This window comes from Synechococcus sp. H55.10 (genome assembly GCF_047502715.1).
Taxonomy (GTDB): Bacteria; Cyanobacteriota; Cyanobacteriia; order Thermostichales; family Thermostichaceae; genus Thermostichus.
Genome location: NZ_JANSJJ010000066.1, coordinates 15,551 through 31,877, shown reverse-complemented (window position 1 = coordinate 31,877; position 16,327 = coordinate 15,551). Strand labels below are relative to the sequence as shown.

14 protein-coding genes are annotated in these 16,327 nt (G+C 58.9%); 5 read left to right on the top strand and 9 right to left on the bottom strand.

Going from position 1 to position 16,327, the window contains the following annotated elements; all coding sequences use genetic code 11:
• Positions 1-25: 25 nt before the first annotated feature.
• Complete coding sequence (locus tag NW858_RS05235) at positions 26-1,324, top strand: FAD-dependent oxidoreductase (protein WP_414520053.1); 1,299 nt, start codon at positions 26-28, stop codon at positions 1,322-1,324.
• Positions 1,325-1,420: 96 nt separating this feature from the next.
• Entirely contained in the window at positions 1,421-2,089 is a 669-nt protein-coding gene (locus NW858_RS05230; RefSeq protein WP_414520052.1) for a glycerophosphoryl diester phosphodiesterase membrane domain-containing protein, read from the top strand.
• Between the two features lie 163 nt (positions 2,090-2,252).
• Here the strand turns inward: NW858_RS05230 and mnmA are convergent, their stop codons facing one another.
• The 3 genes from mnmA to NW858_RS05215 form a co-directional block, all read right to left on the bottom strand.
• A complete protein-coding gene (gene mnmA / locus NW858_RS05225) occupies positions 2,253-3,365 on the bottom strand; it encodes a tRNA 2-thiouridine(34) synthase MnmA (protein WP_414336169.1) in 1,113 nt (370 codons plus the stop codon).
• 77 nt (positions 3,366-3,442) lie between these two features.
• Positions 3,443-4,192 (bottom strand): HEAT repeat domain-containing protein, encoded by a 750-nt coding sequence (locus NW858_RS05220; RefSeq protein ID WP_414347654.1) that lies wholly within the window; start codon positions 4,190-4,192, stop codon positions 3,443-3,445.
• A gap of 268 nt (positions 4,193-4,460) precedes the next feature.
• Positions 4,461-5,660 carry an RNA-guided endonuclease InsQ/TnpB family protein gene (locus NW858_RS05215; RefSeq protein ID WP_414348209.1) on the bottom strand — a complete coding sequence of 400 codons (1,200 nt, stop codon included), beginning with the start codon at positions 5,658-5,660 and terminating at the stop codon, positions 4,461-4,463.
• Between the two features lie 163 nt (positions 5,661-5,823).
• Between NW858_RS05215 and NW858_RS05210 the strand changes: the two genes are divergently transcribed.
• Positions 5,824-6,696 carry a hypothetical protein gene (locus tag NW858_RS05210; protein ID WP_414520051.1) on the top strand — a complete coding sequence of 291 codons (873 nt, stop codon included), beginning with the start codon at positions 5,824-5,826 and terminating at the stop codon, positions 6,694-6,696.
• A gap of 128 nt (positions 6,697-6,824) precedes the next feature.
• Here NW858_RS05210 and NW858_RS05205 read toward each other — a convergent pair whose 3' ends face one another.
• Positions 6,825-7,388, bottom strand: a complete 564-nt coding sequence (locus NW858_RS05205; RefSeq protein WP_414337632.1) for a hypothetical protein — start codon at positions 7,386-7,388, stop codon at positions 6,825-6,827.
• 312 nt (positions 7,389-7,700) lie between these two features.
• Between NW858_RS05205 and NW858_RS05200 the strand changes: the two genes are divergently transcribed.
• Complete coding sequence (locus NW858_RS05200; RefSeq protein WP_414337630.1) at positions 7,701-8,630, top strand: hypothetical protein; 930 nt, start codon at positions 7,701-7,703, stop codon at positions 8,628-8,630.
• Positions 8,631-8,684: 54 nt separating this feature from the next.
• On the opposite strand, the gene NW858_RS05195 is transcribed toward NW858_RS05200, so the two are convergent.
• The 3 genes from NW858_RS05195 to selD all read right to left on the bottom strand — a co-directional run bounded on the left by NW858_RS05195 (position 8,685) and on the right by selD (position 11,591).
• Positions 8,685-9,791 (bottom strand): ABC transporter permease, encoded by a 1,107-nt coding sequence (locus NW858_RS05195; RefSeq protein WP_414335586.1) that lies wholly within the window; start codon positions 9,789-9,791, stop codon positions 8,685-8,687.
• A 115-nt stretch (positions 9,792-9,906) separates the two neighbouring features.
• A complete protein-coding gene (locus NW858_RS05190; protein ID WP_414509997.1) occupies positions 9,907-10,407 on the bottom strand; it encodes a hypothetical protein in 501 nt (166 codons plus the stop codon).
• A gap of 119 nt (positions 10,408-10,526) precedes the next feature.
• Positions 10,527-11,591, bottom strand: a complete 1,065-nt coding sequence (gene selD, locus NW858_RS05185; protein WP_414520050.1) for a selenide, water dikinase SelD — start codon at positions 11,589-11,591, stop codon at positions 10,527-10,529.
• Between the two features lie 113 nt (positions 11,592-11,704).
• Between selD and NW858_RS05180 the strand changes: the two genes are divergently transcribed.
• Positions 11,705-15,199 carry a DNA polymerase III subunit alpha gene (locus tag NW858_RS05180; RefSeq protein ID WP_414520049.1) on the top strand — a complete coding sequence of 1,165 codons (3,495 nt, stop codon included), beginning with the start codon at positions 11,705-11,707 and terminating at the stop codon, positions 15,197-15,199.
• Between the two features lie 4 nt (positions 15,200-15,203).
• Here NW858_RS05180 and NW858_RS05175 read toward each other — a convergent pair whose 3' ends face one another.
• Positions 15,204-15,464 carry a glutaredoxin family protein gene (locus tag NW858_RS05175; RefSeq protein ID WP_414370516.1) on the bottom strand — a complete coding sequence of 87 codons (261 nt, stop codon included), beginning with the start codon at positions 15,462-15,464 and terminating at the stop codon, positions 15,204-15,206.
• 9 nt (positions 15,465-15,473) lie between these two features.
• Positions 15,474-16,301 (bottom strand): carbon-nitrogen hydrolase family protein, encoded by an 828-nt coding sequence (locus tag NW858_RS05170; RefSeq protein ID WP_414335594.1) that lies wholly within the window; start codon positions 16,299-16,301, stop codon positions 15,474-15,476.
• Positions 16,302-16,327: the final 26 nt, after the last annotated feature.

Sequence of the window (16,327 nt, the reverse complement as noted above, 5' to 3'; positions counted from 1 at the left end):
TCCACGGAGAAGGGATCCCAGCAGCATGGGCAGAGTGGTCATTATCGGGGCAGGGCTGGCCGGCTTAACCTGCGCCAAGGTGCTGAGCCAGGCGGGTTGGAGCGATGTCCTAGTCCTGGAAAAAAGCGACGGCCCCGGCGGGCGGGTGCGCACCGACGCGGTGGAGGGCTTCCGTTTGGATCGTGGCTTTCAGGTGCTGTTTACCGCCTATCCCCAAGTGCGGCGGCATCTGGATCTAGGCCAGCTCAATCCCTGCCCCTACCGTCCGGGAGCGATGCTGGCCCAACCCGGTCGCTGCTGGCTGTTGGGGGATCCCCTGCGGGATCCGACCAGCATTGTCCCTTCCCTCTTCAACCCCTTGGCCAGCTTTGGCGACAAGCTCAAGGTGCTACAGTTGCGGGCGGAGCTGGCGCGGCGCACCCCAGAACAGGTTTTCCAAGAAGGACTGGGGGGATCTGACCGCTCGGTGCGGGAGTTCCTAGAGGAGTACGGATTTTCCCAAAAGATCTGCCAGCACTTCTTCTACCCCTTTTTCCGCGGCATTCTTTTGGATCCAAATCTGGCCAGCAGCGCCCGCCTCTTTGCCTTTTATTTCAAGATGATGGCCGAAGGAGCCATCGTCACCCCGGCGCTGGGCATGGGAGAGATTGTCCGCCAACTGGCCAGCCACCTTGCCCCAGAGCAGATCCGCTACCAAACCTCGGTGGAGCGCATCCTGGTGGAAGAGGGAAAAGTGCGCGGGATCCGCACCGCCAAGGGCGAGGAGATCCCTGCCGAGTGGGTGGTCTGCGCCACCGATGCCCCTCAAGCGCGGGCTTGGCAAGCGGAGCTCTGCCCTCAAGCTGCTGCGCCCATCCCCACCCAGGGACGGGCGGTGACCTGCCTTTATTTCTGCGCCCCCTTTTCCCTGGCCCGCGGTGCCTACTTGTACCTCAACGCCAGTGGCCAAGGCTGGATCAACCACTGGGTGCAGCTCACCCGCCTCAGCCCGGCGCTGGCTCCTGCCGGCCAACACCTCTATTCGGTGACGGTGTTGGGGGATCCCCCTCTGGGCGATGAGGAACTGGCCCAAACCTGCCGGGCCGAGCTGCAGACCTACTTTCCCAAAGCCCCCTTGGAACGATTGCGCCTGCTGCGGGTGTATCGGATCCCTTTTGCCCAGTTTGTCCAGCCGCCCGGCTTTCAGCAGTATCTGGTTCCCACCGGCAGCGGCCTGCCGGGCCTCCTTTGGGCTGGAGAATACACCCACCAGAGCAGCCTCGAGGGATCCCTGCGCAGCGGCGAACAAGCGGCGGCCTGGATTTTACAAAAATCTTCTGTATAGCAAGACACAGACTTTGACTTTCTTAATCCCCTTCTCAGCCCAAAAAGGGGGATGGCGTGGTATGAAGGGGGTGGTTGCCACAGGGATCCCTCTGCCATGCAAAGCGCTACTCTTAACCCGTTTTCCCTTCTGCAGCGCTCGTTTGAAGTTGTAGGCCCCGTCTATGGGCCGCTGTTGATCCTGGCCTCTCCCGGCTTTGTCATTCCCATCGTCGCAGAGCTGATCCCACTTTTTGGGGGGATCCTCAATTTGGCCTACAGCCTAATTGTTGCTCCCATCCTGGCTGGCGCAGCCTTTTGGCTGGTGGATCAGCACCTGAAGCGGCAAGCTCCCCTGCTGGGCAACAGCCTCGACCGGGCCCTCTCGAAGGCAGTGCCCCTGGTTTTCGGCAGCATTCTGCTGGCGCTAATTGTCATGCTTGGGATGCTGCTGTTTGTGCTCCCTGGTATCTACTGGGGGGTAAGGCTGGTTTTCACTCTCTGTGCGATTGCCCTGGAAGGCAAAGGTGCCACGGAAGGTCTGGGCTACAGTTGGAACCTCGTCAAAGATCGCTGGTGGGGCGTGTTTTGGGCTTTGCTGGCCGTGGGCTTGATCTTCGGCATCCCACTCCTGATTTTGTTTCTTGTTGGGGGGATCCTGGGAGCTGCCTTGGGTGCGGTTGTGGTTGGAAATGCTGCCGTCACAGCAGTTGCGCCCATCCTCGATATCTATACGGTGCTCCTGTTCCGATCCCTGCAGCACTTGAAGGGGCAAGCGGCCTCTTGATTGCGGCGTTTGTCTCGGATGGCAAAAAAGGGGAGCCCTCACCCCCGGCCCCTCTCCCAGGGGGAAGCCAGCCCAAGCGCTCCGCGCCGCTCACGCGACCACCCCCAGCCCCTCTCCCAGGGGGAGAGGGGAGTAATGCCAGAGAGCTCTGCCGAATCTCTAGTTAGGGAGAAGGGCGCTCCAGGATGCCACCTCCCAGCAGGAGATCCCCGTGGTACCAGACGGCGGCTTGGCCAGGGGTGACGCCAAATTGCGGCTCGGCAAACTGTAGCTTCACCCGCTCCGGCGATTTTGGGATCACCATAGCCGGCACCGGTGGGGTACGGTAGCGCACCTGCACTTCCACGGCCAAGGGTTCTGCCGGCGCAGGGATCGAGACCCAGTTCACCCGCCGCACCCACGCCTCAGCTTGGGTGGCTTCTTCCCGCTCTCCCACTACCACGCGGTTCATGGCCGCATCGATGCGCACCACATAGAGAGGACGGGAAGAGGCAATCCCCAGCCCCTTGCGCTGGCCGACGGTGTAGTGGTGGATACCTTCGTGATATCCCAGGACTCGCCCCTGGGTATCGACAATTTCCCCCGGCCTTTGACCCAGGTGCTGGTCCAAAAAGTTGCGCATCGAGCCGTAGGTCTCGATCAAGCACAGATCCTGGCTTTCGGGCTTGTTTGCCGTAACCAAGCCGTAGCGCGCGGCAATCTGACGGGTCTGGGCCTTGGTGTACTCGCCCAAGGGGAAGAGACTGTGGGCCAGGTGCTCCTGGCTGAGGTCGTAGAGAAAATAGGACTGATCCTTCTGCCGATCCACCGCCCGCAGCAGTTGATAGCGCCCCAGCTCGGCCTCAAAACGCACCCGCGCGTAGTGGCCGGTGGCGATCTGAGAGATGCCCAGCGTCTCGCGGGCATAGGCCAGCAGGGGGCCGAACTTCACCAGCTTGTTGCATTGGGAGCAGGGCAGCGGTGTGATCCCCTCCCCATAGCCGGCCACCAGGTAATCGACAATGGCGGCCTGAAACAGCTCACGGCTATCCACCACATGGTGGGGGATCCCCAATTGCTCACAGATGGCAGCAGCATCCACCAGGCCGTCGGTGCAGCACTGGCCTTTCCCCCGCATCAGCCAGAGAGTCACTCCCTCCACGGCATAGCCCTGTTCGTGGAGAAGGGCCGCCACCGTGGAGCTGTCTACCCCCCCAGAAAGGGCCGCCACAATGCGGGGCCGAGAGGGGGATCCGGCTATCTCCGGAGCAACTAGAGGATGGGGGCTGGTAACCATCGCAGCAGGGGATTAGGAAACAACAAGGGTCGGCAAATCCTCGCCTCCCTACACCAGGCCAAACCCGGATTTCCAGCTTAGCTTGCTTCCGAATCGGCTGGCCGGGATCCCGCCTCAGGCGTGGGTTCTGGGAAGCCCCTTTGGCGCAGCCGCCGCAGCGAATCCAAAGCCGCCGCGGCAACGCTATCGTGGGGATCCCTGGCCAGATAGTTGAGGGCAGAAACACTCTTGGGCGAGGGCAGATTTCCCAAGGCCTGGGCCAGCCGCTGCCGCACCAGCCAATCTTCCGACTGGGCAAACCGCAGGATGTGATCCAAAGCCCGCAGATCCCCCAGTTCTCCCAGAGCTGCAATGGCCGCCTGCTGCAGCAACACTTCCGGCCCCTCCAACGCCCGCAGCAGCACCTCATAGGCCCGTGGATCCTTCAGGTTGCCCAGGGCCACGGCGGCGCTGAAGCGCACCAGCCACTCCACATCTTCATAAAAAGCGCGCACCAGGGCCTCGAAAGCCCGCGGATCTTCCAAGTAGCCCAGGGCGCCTGCCGCATCGGCGCGAATGCCGTAGTCCGGGTCTTGGGTGAGGATCTCCAGCAGCTTGGGCAGACAGGCGTCCGTCTGCTTGATCCCCAGGGCAAAGACGGCAAAAGAGCGCACCTGCAGGTTTTCGTCGTCGATGACCTGCAAAATCAGCGGCACCGCCTGCTCCGCTGGCACATCCCGCAACTGGGCCAAGGCCACCATGCGATCCGCAGGGCGTTGGCTGCGCAAGCGTTGGGCGATTTCCTCCAGACGAGCGGGGTTGACAGGATCCAGAGCAGAGACAGTCATGGCCTTAACAAATGTTTACAGTCTCTCTTCATTATGGCAAATTGGGCTGCGCTCGGACAGGGGCCGGCTTTGAGGTCGGGATCCCTATCGACAGGGGCTGAGGCTTTGATTGGGAAATCCTAGCATTGTTGCTGAAAAAAGCAGCTCGATTGAGCCGCTCCGAAAGACCTATACAACACTGAACAAAAGTCCACTTTTGTCTAGGTTGCTGCTTTCTTCCTGCTTCCACGACTCATACCTAGTCGGCGAACCAACCGCTCCGAAAGACTTACACAACGCTGAACAAAAGCGGACTTTCGTTCAACTTGTTGCTTCCTTCCTGCTTCAACGATTCATACCTAGTTGGTTGCCCAACCCCGGCAGAGGAATCTCCACAGGCGTAACTTCCCCTGGAGCTCAGGGTAGTTTGATACCATTTCACCAGGTTGTGGGAGGCATTTAAGTCGCGGTCTATCACAAAACCGCATTTTTCGCAGCGAAACACTCTCTGGTGCAGTGGTATCTTTTGCTGATGACCACAGCGAGAACACAATTGGCTAGAGGGATAAAACCTATCCGCTACAGCCAATTGACAGCCGTAGAGCTTTGCTTTGTACTCTAGCTGTCGCTTAAACTCATAGAACCCACAATCGGCAATGCTGCCCGCCAACTTGGGGTTCTTCACCATCCCCGAAACGTTCAAGTCTTCTATAACCACGACCCGATACCTCTTGGCTAGGTACGTGGTCAACTTGTGCAGGTTGTCTTTGCGCAGGTCGGCAATTCTCTTGTGCAGCCTGGCCACCGCCATCGCTGCTCGCTTTCGATTTCTGGAGCCCTTTTGCCTGCGGCTCACCCTTCGCTGCAACCGCGCCAGCCTCTTTTTTGACCTTCGATAGGCCTTTGGGTTGGGAAAGGTCTTGCCGTTGGAGCAGGTGGCCAGGTTGTGGATCCCAAAGTCCACCCCAACCACCTCTCCGTCCTTCTCTGGCTCTGGGGGGGCAGGGGCCTCGAACTTGAACGAAATATACCACCGGTCGGCTTGGCGGCTAATCGTGACGTTCTTGGGAGACGTTGCAGGTAACTGCTCGTGGCACTTCAGCCAACCTAAGACGGGAACCTTGATTCGGTTCCCTGAGATTTTGATGGATCCTTCCAGGTAGAAGCTGTCATGCCTACCCTTCTTCTTGAACACGGGGAAGCGCCCCAGCCCCTGGCGCCACCTCTTGATTCCTTGCTCCAAGTTTCTCAGGGCTTGTTGAGGCGCACATTTCGATACCTGGTAGTACCAAGGGTTTTCCTTCTTGACCTCTGCCACCAGCCGCTTATGTAAGTCGATGGCTGTAGGGAGCTTGTGCTTGTTCTCCAAGGCTTGCTTGCAGATTGCCAGGCCCCAGTTGTAGGCGTGCCTGGCCACGCCTGCGTGCTGGGCAGCCAGGGTCCTTTGCTTGCTATTCAGGTCTAACGCTGTCTTAAAGGCTAGCAACACAGGCCACCTTCCATTCGCTGCTACAGGATAGCACCTCTTTCTGAAAAGTGAACGATGTTAACCCTTAGCCCAGCGTTTTTCAGACAAACCATGACTAGAGGCGAGCCCCATCCCCAAGATTTTGGCTATTTTGGTGATGCGAGGCTCTCTCCCGGTGGTCTCTATGCTGAAATCTTCGCCTGGTCGCCAACTGCTCTCACTTGGGATCCTCCTGCTGTCGGCAGGGGGCATGTTGTGCTTGTCCCCTCGTTTATCTTCTGCTTTGGCCAACGAACAAGCGGTTCCCGAAGCGGAGCTGGCGCTGCAGCCGCTTTTGCCGCCGGGATCCCGCATCCTCCGCTCCCGTCGGCTGAGCGACACAGCAGCCGAGATCTGGGTGGAGTCGCGCGGCGGCAGCAGCCCCGTGATCATGCGGCTGAATGCCTCAGGCCGTTGGGAACAGGACATGAACGCTACTCTGGCGCGGGGAGCCAGCCAGATGCAAGCTCTTGCCCGGCAACAAACGGCAAACCTGCCCGACGGCTTTGGCCAAACTGCTCCCGACCAACCTCCGCCGGTGCCTTCTCTTCTGCAGGCTACCCAAGCTGCCTCTAGCCTGATCCCACCGGTGGATCGGGAGCAGGAAACCCAGCGGGCCTTAAGTGGAGCCGGACGGGCGGATCCCTTTGTGCCCCAAAACGTGCGTGCCCCTGAGCCAACCCTTGACCTGCCACCTCTGCCTCCGCCTCCGGAACTGCCTCCGCCCGGTGGCGAAGTGCCCGTAGCAGTGGCCACGCCGCTCCCGACGCCCACTCCTGACCCGGCGGCCTTTGCCCGCAGCGTGCAGGTTTCTGGGATGATCCAGATTGGTGGCGAATCCTTTGCTTTGGTTTCTGGCCCAGGCGTCATCCCTTCTGTGGTGCAGGCCGGGCAGAACTACCAAACTGCCAAAGTGGCCGGAGTATCGGTGCCAGAGCGACGGGTTGTGCTCTCGGAAGGAGGCGAGACCGTCGTGAAGACAATGCAAGACACCACTGTGATTGTGGGTGCGCCCTAGCCGTGGCTATTCCAGAGCCCAGCGGTTTGATCTATTCTCCCGCCTCTGGGCAAGGGATTTTTCCAAAGTCAAGTCTAACTCCCCTCTCCCTCTGGGAGAGGGGTTGGGGGTGAGGGAGTCTGGGAAAATCAAAAACGAGGCTCGCTGTTGAGGCGTGACGGCTGCTGTTTTAAATAGCGCAAGAACTCCCGCAGTTCGGCCTCATTCAGTTGGTGGCGAGATTTTTTTTGGAAGCGACGCTCCAGGAACTCTTGTCCTTCCTTGCGGCCCCAGCCAATACGCTGCATCTCGACATCTGTTTGAGCAATGATGTCTGATAGATCATCTCCATAGGCTCCCGGCTCGCTCAAGCTGGGCAATTCTGAGGGAGTCGGCTTCGCAGGGATCCCTGTTGGCTCAGGGGCTTGAGGGGCAGGAGAAGAGTGGGTGCGCCCATTGGCCAAGGCCAAGTCGGGAGTTGGCAAATAGGGCAGCCTGGCGGCAGCAGAATCCATACCCAAGCTCAAGGAAGTTGCGGAATGACCGAATCCTGCGTGGTTTAAAGCGCGCTTCAGCGCAGCATCTTCCGCTTCTTCTACTGTGTTGGAGCCGGCAATACCACTACCCAGAACCGTGTTGTTCACCACCACCTGGGCTTTGACAATGTAGATCCCTTCTTCTACGCGCAACAGATCGGTGAGCAAACTGCCCATAGGGTACCGCTCTCGAAACTGTTGAATCATGTTTGCGCCGAAACCTGTCGCTGCTCGGGTCTTGACTACAAGCTAGCTTGAAAGTACGCCTCACATCCAGATCTCAATGCCTCAATCTCAAATCAACATCGGCTAAAGATGTCTATCGAGCAGATCCCAACAAGAAGAGAAGTCTTTCCCAACAGTCAGCGTTCGGCTCGACAAGGGTATGCTATGGCCAAGGGATCCAGTTGCCAAGGTTGCCCTGAGTGGCTGGCTTGGAAAAGGAAAACTGATTTATTATCGCTGCACAGCAAGGCATAACGGAGAACCATGGCTAGCGATACAACCGGGGTCAGCTCAGCCAGTTTGGGGCAGGCAGCCATTCGAGAGCGCAATTATGGCACTGCTTTGCAGTTGCTGCGGCGGGCTTATCGTGCGGATCCCAGCCCGGAGAATGCCCGTTGGCTGGCCACCGCCTACGAAGAAGCGGGGTATGCCCAATTGGCCGCCCTCTATCGAGAATTGGCCCAAGAGCGCAGGGAGACTCCCAAAGCAATTCAATTCCAAGCCCCCAAACCTCCCGGCGCCCTTGCAGAACTGAAGCAACCCCCTTCTGAACCGCCGGAGCGCAAGACCATTCCCTTGCCCCAGCCGATCCCACACCCAACCCCACCGGCATCCTCTCCGGATCAGCCGATTTGGGTCTACAAGCCCGCCCCCATTGACCCCAAAAGCATCAGCCGTCAAACGCCCCTTCGATCTCAAGCCGCGGAGCCTGCCCCTTCCCCTCAACAATCGGCGGAGAGGAGCAACTATCTGCCGGTTCAACACGCCCCGGATTTACAAAACCCGCAGCAGGGATCCCCCTTCCTGCGGCGGCTGAACCAACTGCATCGCCAGTTTAAGGATCGGCCCACGGCGGAGCTGGCTCTGCAACTGGCGGAAGCCTACGACGAGCAGAAGAACTTCAAAGAGGCCCAGCGCTACTACCGAGAGGTGTTGGATCTGGATGATTCCTGGCTGTTGCGACCAATGGTGCAGGAGCGCCTGGAAGAGCTGCAGCAACTGCAGGAGCAGGGTTCTTTGGCGGATCCCTCGGCCCAAAGTTTGCTCAAGCTGGCCGAGAAGTTGGAGCAGGAGGGGGAAATCGCCCGGGCCGAGCAAGTTTACCGCCAGATCCTAAAAATGAATGCCACCTTGGATGTTTATGCTAAGGCTCGCAAGGGGCTAAATCGGCTCTATCCGGACGGAAAGCGGTGAACGGCAGACCCTCGCATTTCCCCTGAACCGTCACAATTCGGAAGCAGCTTCTCCTCAAAATGGATCCCGCGGGTCGAGGGCATCTCGCAGACCATCCCCCAGCAAGTTAAAAGACAAAGAGGTGAGCACCACCATCAGGGTGGGGGCTAGCACCAGCCAAGGCTGCAGAATGATTACCGAAGCATTGGTGGCCAGCGACAGCATATTTCCCCAAGAGGCATCCGGCTGTTGGATCCCCAGGCCGATCAAGCTCAGCACCGACTCCGCCACGATGTAGCCGGGCACCGCCAAGGTTGCCGAGATCACCACGTAGGTGGTGGTCTGAGGCAGAATATGCCGCACCAGCAGATACAGGGATCCGGCCCCGGCCACCCGCGCCGCCTGCACAAAGTCTCGCTCCCGCAAGGACAGCACCTGGCCCCGAATGACCCTGGCCAAGCCCGCCCAACCCACAAAAGAGAGGATGGCCACAATCACCAAAAAGCGCTCGGCATTGCTGAAGGGCACGCCGGTCAGCGGGTTCACCTGCAACACCGCCGCCAGCGACACCAGCAAATACAGGGTTGGGATCGACATCAACACCTCAGTCAGCCGCATCAGCAGTGTATCCACCCAGCCGCCGAAGTAGCCGGATATGGCCCCCACCAGCAGGCCGATGGGAAAAGAGATGCCGATGCCCACCAGGCCAACAAACAGGCTGACGCGCCCGCCATAGACCAGACGGCTGAAGTAGTCGCGGCCCTGATCATCCGTGCCCAGCAGGTGCAGCCGCGCTACCGGCAGCCCTTCCTCTGGCCGCAGGGGGACGGTGCCGAACAAATGTCGATCCCAGGGGATCAGCCCCAGCCAACGGTAAGGGGTGCCGGCCACAAACAGGCGGATCCCGGCGGGACGGCTGCTATCCACCAAAAGCGGACGTTCGCCCGTTTCCAGATCCACCGGCCCCTGGCGGGTGGGGTAAACGTGGGGCCCCAGCCAAGCGCCCGACTCATCCCACAAGTGAATGGCGGTGGGGGGCAAAAGGGATCCCCCTGGCTGCGATTCCAGCGGGCTGTAGGGGGCAACAAACTCGGCAAAAATGGCGCAGACGTAGAAAAAAACGAGAATGTAGGCTCCCACTTGAGCCCAGCGATTTTGGCGCAGCCGTTTCCACCACTGCATGAGGCCAGGATCCCGGTTGGGCGAGTTGCCAGAACGAAGTTGGCTTTTAGTGTAGCTAAGCTTTGGGGTTATTTCGAAGACACTGCCCACGCCGTCCAATCTTGAACGGATCCCCCTAGCCGGCCAGGGAATAGCTGGGGCTGCAGGGGGCCATCATTTCCATCCGAGCTGCGGCGATGGTCTGCGGCAGCACCCCCACCAGCCGCGCCAAAATGTCATCCGGCAACTGCTTGACCAACTCCGCAGAGAAAAACTCCTCCAAGCTAAAGAGCAAAATCCGCGCCCGCTGGGCCGGCAAAGGATTATCGGTGATCTGCTGCAACCAGCGCATCCAGTGCAGCCGCTTGGTATAGGCGTTTTGCCGCTCTTGATAGCTCTGGGGATGCAACAGAGCCACATCCCCAATCGGGATCACGCTGCTCGACTCCACATCCAAGGGCCCCCCCACCGCAGCGCCCGGCCCGGCAAACTCGGCATGAAACGTCTTGCAGATGATCAAGGCGTTGTGCCGCTGCGGATCCACCATCAGCAATTGGCCGCTGCTGAGGCTGCGAATCAGTTGACCTGGCTCAACCCACTGAACCAGGCTATGGCTGTTGGGAGAGGGCTCGTTCATACCTCTTTAAGATATCTCAGCTCCCCTTCCCCTTACATGAGATCTTCAACTTTCGCAGCTCTGCTTGACCAAATCTTCATAGATTGGGGGGAGAGGGCCAAACGTGGCCTTCCCCCAAGCTACTGGCGGGGGGTTTGGATCTCGCCGACAACCCGAATGGCGATCCCTTCGCCGGCCTGGCAGCGGCCAATGCGGCGAGCATAGGAGTAGCCGGCGCTGTGGAGCTCTTGCAAAAGCTCTGCGGTGAAGGCGGGATCCACCGCCAGCAGTAAGCCGCCGCTGGTTTGCGGATCCGACAAGAGCAACTGCTGCCACTCCGGTAGAGAGTCGGCCTCTACGCCTTCATAGCCTTGCCAGTTGCGGCGGGCTGCACCTGGGAAGATCCCCGCCTCCGCCAAGGAGAGGGCCTCGGGCAAAAAGGGAATAGCAGCCAGATCCAACTCGGCGCTTACCCCTGAGCCACGGCAGACCTCTAGCAAGTGTCCCAAGAGGCCAAACCCCGTTACATCGGTTAGGGCGTGAACCTGGGGTCGCCGCGCCAGTTGCGGGCCGATGCGGTTAAGCTGGGTCATCACCTGCAAAACCTCGGCGTAGCCCGCTGCGCTAAGCTGACCCTTTTTTAGGGCGGTGGTCATCACCCCGATCCCCAGCGGCTTGGTTAGGATGAGGTCGTCGCCGGGCTGAGCCGTGGCGTTGCGGCGGATGTGCTGCGGGTGGGCCAGGCCTGCCGCCACCAAGCCGAAGATGGGCTCGGGCGAATCGATGGAGTGCCCCCCGGCCAAAGGGATCCCGGCTTCCTGACAGATCTGGATTCCCCCGGCCATGATCTCCCGAATAGCCGACAGGGGCAGGGTGTTGACCGGCATACCCAGAATGGCGAGGGCGAGAATGGGCGTGCCCCCCATCGCGTAAACGTCAGAGAGGGCGTTGGCTGCAGCAATGCGGCCAAAATCCACCGGATCGTCCACGATGGGCATGAAAAAGTCGGTGGTCAGGATCAGGGCCTGCTCGTCGTTGAGTTGGTAGACGGCGGCATCGTCGCTCGTTTCAGCCCCCACCAACAGGGCCGGATCTGACCAAAGAAGAGGCAGCTCCTTAAGAATCTGCTGCAGCAGCGCCGGGGCAATTTTGCAGCCGCAGCCGCCGCCGTGGGAGTACTGGGTGAGGCGAAGGGGAGTCTCCATGCAAGCAAAGGGAGAAAACGTCGGCCTGACTTTACTGTAGCGGCAGCTGGCGGCAACTGGAAAAAGGGGCGCTGGGCTAAGGTTGAAGAGATCCCTCTACCCATAGCGTTGCCATGTCTTTTGTCCCCTTGCACTTGCACAGCGAGTACAGCCTTCTGGACGGGGCTAGCCAATTGCCGCGTTTGATTGAGCAGGTGGTGGCGATGGGTTTGCCAGGACTGGCCCTGACCGATCACGGCGTCATGTATGGGGCCATTGAGCTGGTGAAACTGTGTAAAAGCAAAGGGATCAAGCCGATTATTGGCAACGAGATGTATGTTATCAACGGCGATATTCGAGACAAAAGCCGCAAGTATCCCAAGTATCACCAAATTGTTTTGGCCAAAAACACCCAGGGCTATAAAAACTTAGTGAAGCTAACCACTATTTCCCATCTCCACGGCGTTCAAGGCAAGGGGATCTTTGCTCGCCCCTGCATCAACAAAGAGTATTTGGCCCAATACAAAGAGGGGTTGATCGTGACCAGCGGCTGTCGAGCTGGGGAAGTGCCCCAGGCCATTTTGCAGGGGCGGCCAGAAATTGCCCGCCAGGTTGCCGCCTGGTATCAAGAACAGTTTGGAGACGATTACTACATTGAGATCCAGGATCACGGCTATCGAGAAGACCGCTTTGTCAACGTGCAATTGGTGCGCATTGCTCGCGAATTGGGGATCCCGATCATCCTCACCAATGATAGCCACTTCATCTCCTGCTGGGATGTGGAGGCCCACGATGCCCTGCTCTGCATCCAAACAGGCAAATCTCTCACCGAGAAAGATCGCCTTCGCTACAGTGGGACGGAATACCTGAAAAGCCCAGAAGAAATGCGCCGCCTCTGCCGCGATCACCTGGAGCAAGAGGTGATCGATGAAGCCATTGCCAACACCCTCAAGGTGCTGGAAAAGATCGAGGGCTATGACCTATTTGGGGAAATGCGCATGCCCGACTACCCGGTTCCACCGGGCCATTCTGCCGATAGCTATCTCACCGAATTGGCCTGGCAGGGCTTGGCAAAACGCTGCGGCGTTGCCTATCCAGATCAGATTCCGGAAAACTATCAGGAGCGCCTGCGCTTTGAGCTGAATATCATCCAACAAAAGGGCTTCTCCAGCTATTTCCTGGTGGTTTGGGACTACATTCGCTATGCCCGCGAGCACGGGATCCCAGTAGGCCCAGGCCGCGGTTCGGCAGCCGGATCCCTGGTGGCCTATGCCCTGCAAATTACCAATATTGACCCCGTCAAATATGGGTTGCTCTTCGAGCGTTTTCTCAACCCAGAACGGCAATCGATGCCGGATATCGATACCGATTTCTGCATCGAGCGGCGGGGAGAGCTGATCGACTATGTAACCCGCAAGTATGGTCAAGAGCGAGTGGCCCAAATCATCACCTTTAACCGCATGACTTCCAAAGCTATTCTCAAAGATGTTGCCCGGGTGCTCGATATTCCCTATGCCGAAGCCGACAAAATGGCAAAGCTGATCCCGGTATCGCGGGGTAAGCCTGCCAAACTGGAGGAGATGATCGGCGAGAACACGCCGGCTCCAGAGTTCAAAGAAAAATACGAGAAAGACCCAACCACTCACCGCTGGATCGAGCTGGCCCGCCTGTTGGAAGGCACCAACAAAACCTTTGGGGTTCACGCTGCTGGCGTGGTCATCGCCAAGGATCCCTTGGATGAGATCGTGCCCTTGCAATACAACAACGAAGGCCAAATCATTACCCAGTACTCGATGGAAGATATTGAGTCTCTGGGCCTGCTGAAGATGGACTTTTTGGGGCTGCGCAACCTGACGATGATCCAGCGGGCTGTGGAGCTGATTCGAGAGCACAGAGGGGTCACCATCGACCTGGATAACCTACCATTGGATGACGAGAAAACCTACCAACTTTTGGAAAAGGGAGAGCTGGAAGGGATCTTCCAACTGGAATCTTCCGGGATGAAGCAGGTGGTGCGAGAGCTCAAGCCTTCCAACTTAGAAGACATTTCCTCGGTCTTGGCTCTTTACCGACCGGGGCCATTGGATACGGGCATGATCCCAGACTTTATCGATCGCAAACATGGCCGCAAGCCGGTAACCTATGCCCACGATCTCCTCAAGCCAATCCTTCAAGATACCTACGGCGCCATTCTCTACCAAGAACAGATCATGCGCATTGCCCAGGACATGGCCGGCTATACCCTGGGCCAGGCTGACCTGCTGCGGCGGGCGATGGGGAAAAAGAAAGTTTCCGAGATGGAGCAACAGCGGGAGCAATTCGTCCGGGGAGCTTTGGAGCGAGGTGTGGCCAAGGAAGTGGCCACGGAACTATTTGACCAGATGGTTGCTTTCGCCGAGTATTGCTTCAACAAATCCCACTCTACGGCCTATGGACTGATTACTTTCCAGACAGCCTATCTCAAGGCCAATTATCCAACAGAATACATGGCGGCGCTGCTTTCTTCTGTGGGAGGGGATCAAGATAAGGTGCAGCGCTATATCACCTATTGTCTGTCGATAGGGATCCAGATTCAACCGCCCGATATCAACCGCTCTGGGCTGGATTTTACCCCCCAAGGATCCAGCATTTTGTTTGGTCTAGGGGCGGTGAAGAATGTGGGTGAGGGGGCGATTCAAAACATCCTGGCTGCCCGCCAGGCGGGGGGCCCCTTCACCTCTTTGGCCGACTTTTGCCAGCGGGTGGATCTGCGCCTGGTTAACCGTCGCGCCATCGAGTCGCTGATCTGTGCAGGCGCCTTTGATTGTATTTCCCCCAACCGCAAGCAATTAATGGTGGATCTGGATCCCATTCTCACCTGGGCGACGGAGCGGGCCAAGTCCAAAGCCATTGGTCAAGCCAGCCTATTTGATTTGTTGGGCAGCGACAGCAGTGATGGCCAGGGATTTATGGAGGCGCCGCGGGGGCCTGCTACCGAAGATTTTCCAGCGCCAGAAAAGTTAAGGCTGGAACGGGATCTGTTGGGTTTTTATGTTTCGGATCACCCGCTGCGACGGATTCAAGAGCAGGCGCGCCTGTTGGCTCCCGTTAACCTCTCGGATTTGAGCGGCTACGCAGCCGAGACTTCTGTAGGCATTCTGGCCCTAGTGACTGCCATCAAAACCGTAACCACCAAGAAAGGGGATCGCATGGCCATTGTGCAACTGGAAGATCTCACCGGCAGTTGCGAAGCGGTGATCTTCCCCAAGACTTACGAACGTTTGCGCCATCGCCTGGAGGTGGATCAACGGCTATTGATCTGGGCCAAGGTGGATCAGCGGGATGAACAGGTGCAATTGATTGTCGAGGACTTACAGCCAATTGAATCGGTGAGTTGGGTTACGGTGCAACTCCCTCTGGAGGCTGCCGGAACTGTAGAGGAGCGACACCGTCTGCAGGCGGTTCTTACCCGTCAACGCTCGGAAGCCAAGGAAGAAAATCGCATCCCCGTTGTGGCGGCCATCGTCGCCCCTCCCCACACGCTCTGGGTAAGACTGGGATCCCAATTTTGGGTTAAAAATGCCCAGGCTGCAGTTGAGGCCCTCCGCCAAGCTGGCTATACCGCCCGCAGCGAAGCGCTAGCCTCTTAAGCCGTCAACCCAACTGTCGTTCCAGCCAAGTGCGTAACTGGGTCACGGTTAGCCGCGGCGAGGGGCGGGGCAGAGATCGTTCGGGATCCCCCGCCAAGCTCAGCACGGGAACCTCCAGCTGGTAGCGCTCCCACCAGGCGGGGTTGGCAGTAATGTCGCGGATTTCCAATGTGGCGATCTCAGGGATCTGCTGCAACTTCTCCGCTAGGCCCTCGCAGAGGTGGCAGCCGGGCTTGCTGTAGAGGATCAAGGGCGGCCAAGGCATAGGGGATCCCTAAAGGCTGACAGTACAGGCCAGACGACGGTGCTGCAGCGAGGGCATCTGCCGCCGGATAAGCTGCAGGCGCTCCGGGTCGATCTCGGCAATGGCCACCCCTGGTTTTTCGCCGCCGGCATCCGCCAGGATCGTCCCCCAAGGATCCACGATCATGGCGTGGCCATGACATTGCCGCCGCTCGTAGTGGGTGCCCACCTGGGCGGGAGCAATCACGTAGCAGGTGTTTTCAATAGCGCGACACTGCAGCAAAACCTGCCAGTGGTCCCGGCCCGTGTAGGCGGTAAAGGCGGCGGGGATCAACAGCACCTGCGCTCCTCGATCCACCAAGGAACGATACAGCTCCGGAAAGCGCACGTCGTAACAAACCGATAGACCTAGCATGCCCAGCCGCTCTTCCTGGCAGACCACCACCTCGTTGCCGCTCACCACCGTGTTCGACTCGCGGTAGGTGTTGCCGTCGGGCAGGTTGACGTCGAAGAGGTGGATCTTGCAGTAGCGAGCCAGCTCCTTGCCCTCGGGGCTGTAGAGGGCGGCGGTGTTGTACACCTTGCCTTGTCCATCCGGCACCGGGTATCCCCCGCCCAGCACGAATACCTGGTAGCGCTGGGCCATCTTGGCCAAAAACTCCTCGGCCCGCTGCGCGATCTCCGAGGCAAGGCGAGCTTTTTCTTCCTCCGGCCCCATGAAGGCAAAGTTTTCCGGCAAAGCTACCAGCTCACATCCCCGCCGCGCCGCAAAGTCAATCCACTCCTCTGCCTGTTGTAGGTTGCCGGCCAGATCGGGGGTGCTGGTCATCTGAAGGGCGGCTGCCAAATAGGATCGCATGGGGAAACTCCAGGAAAACTCAAAGG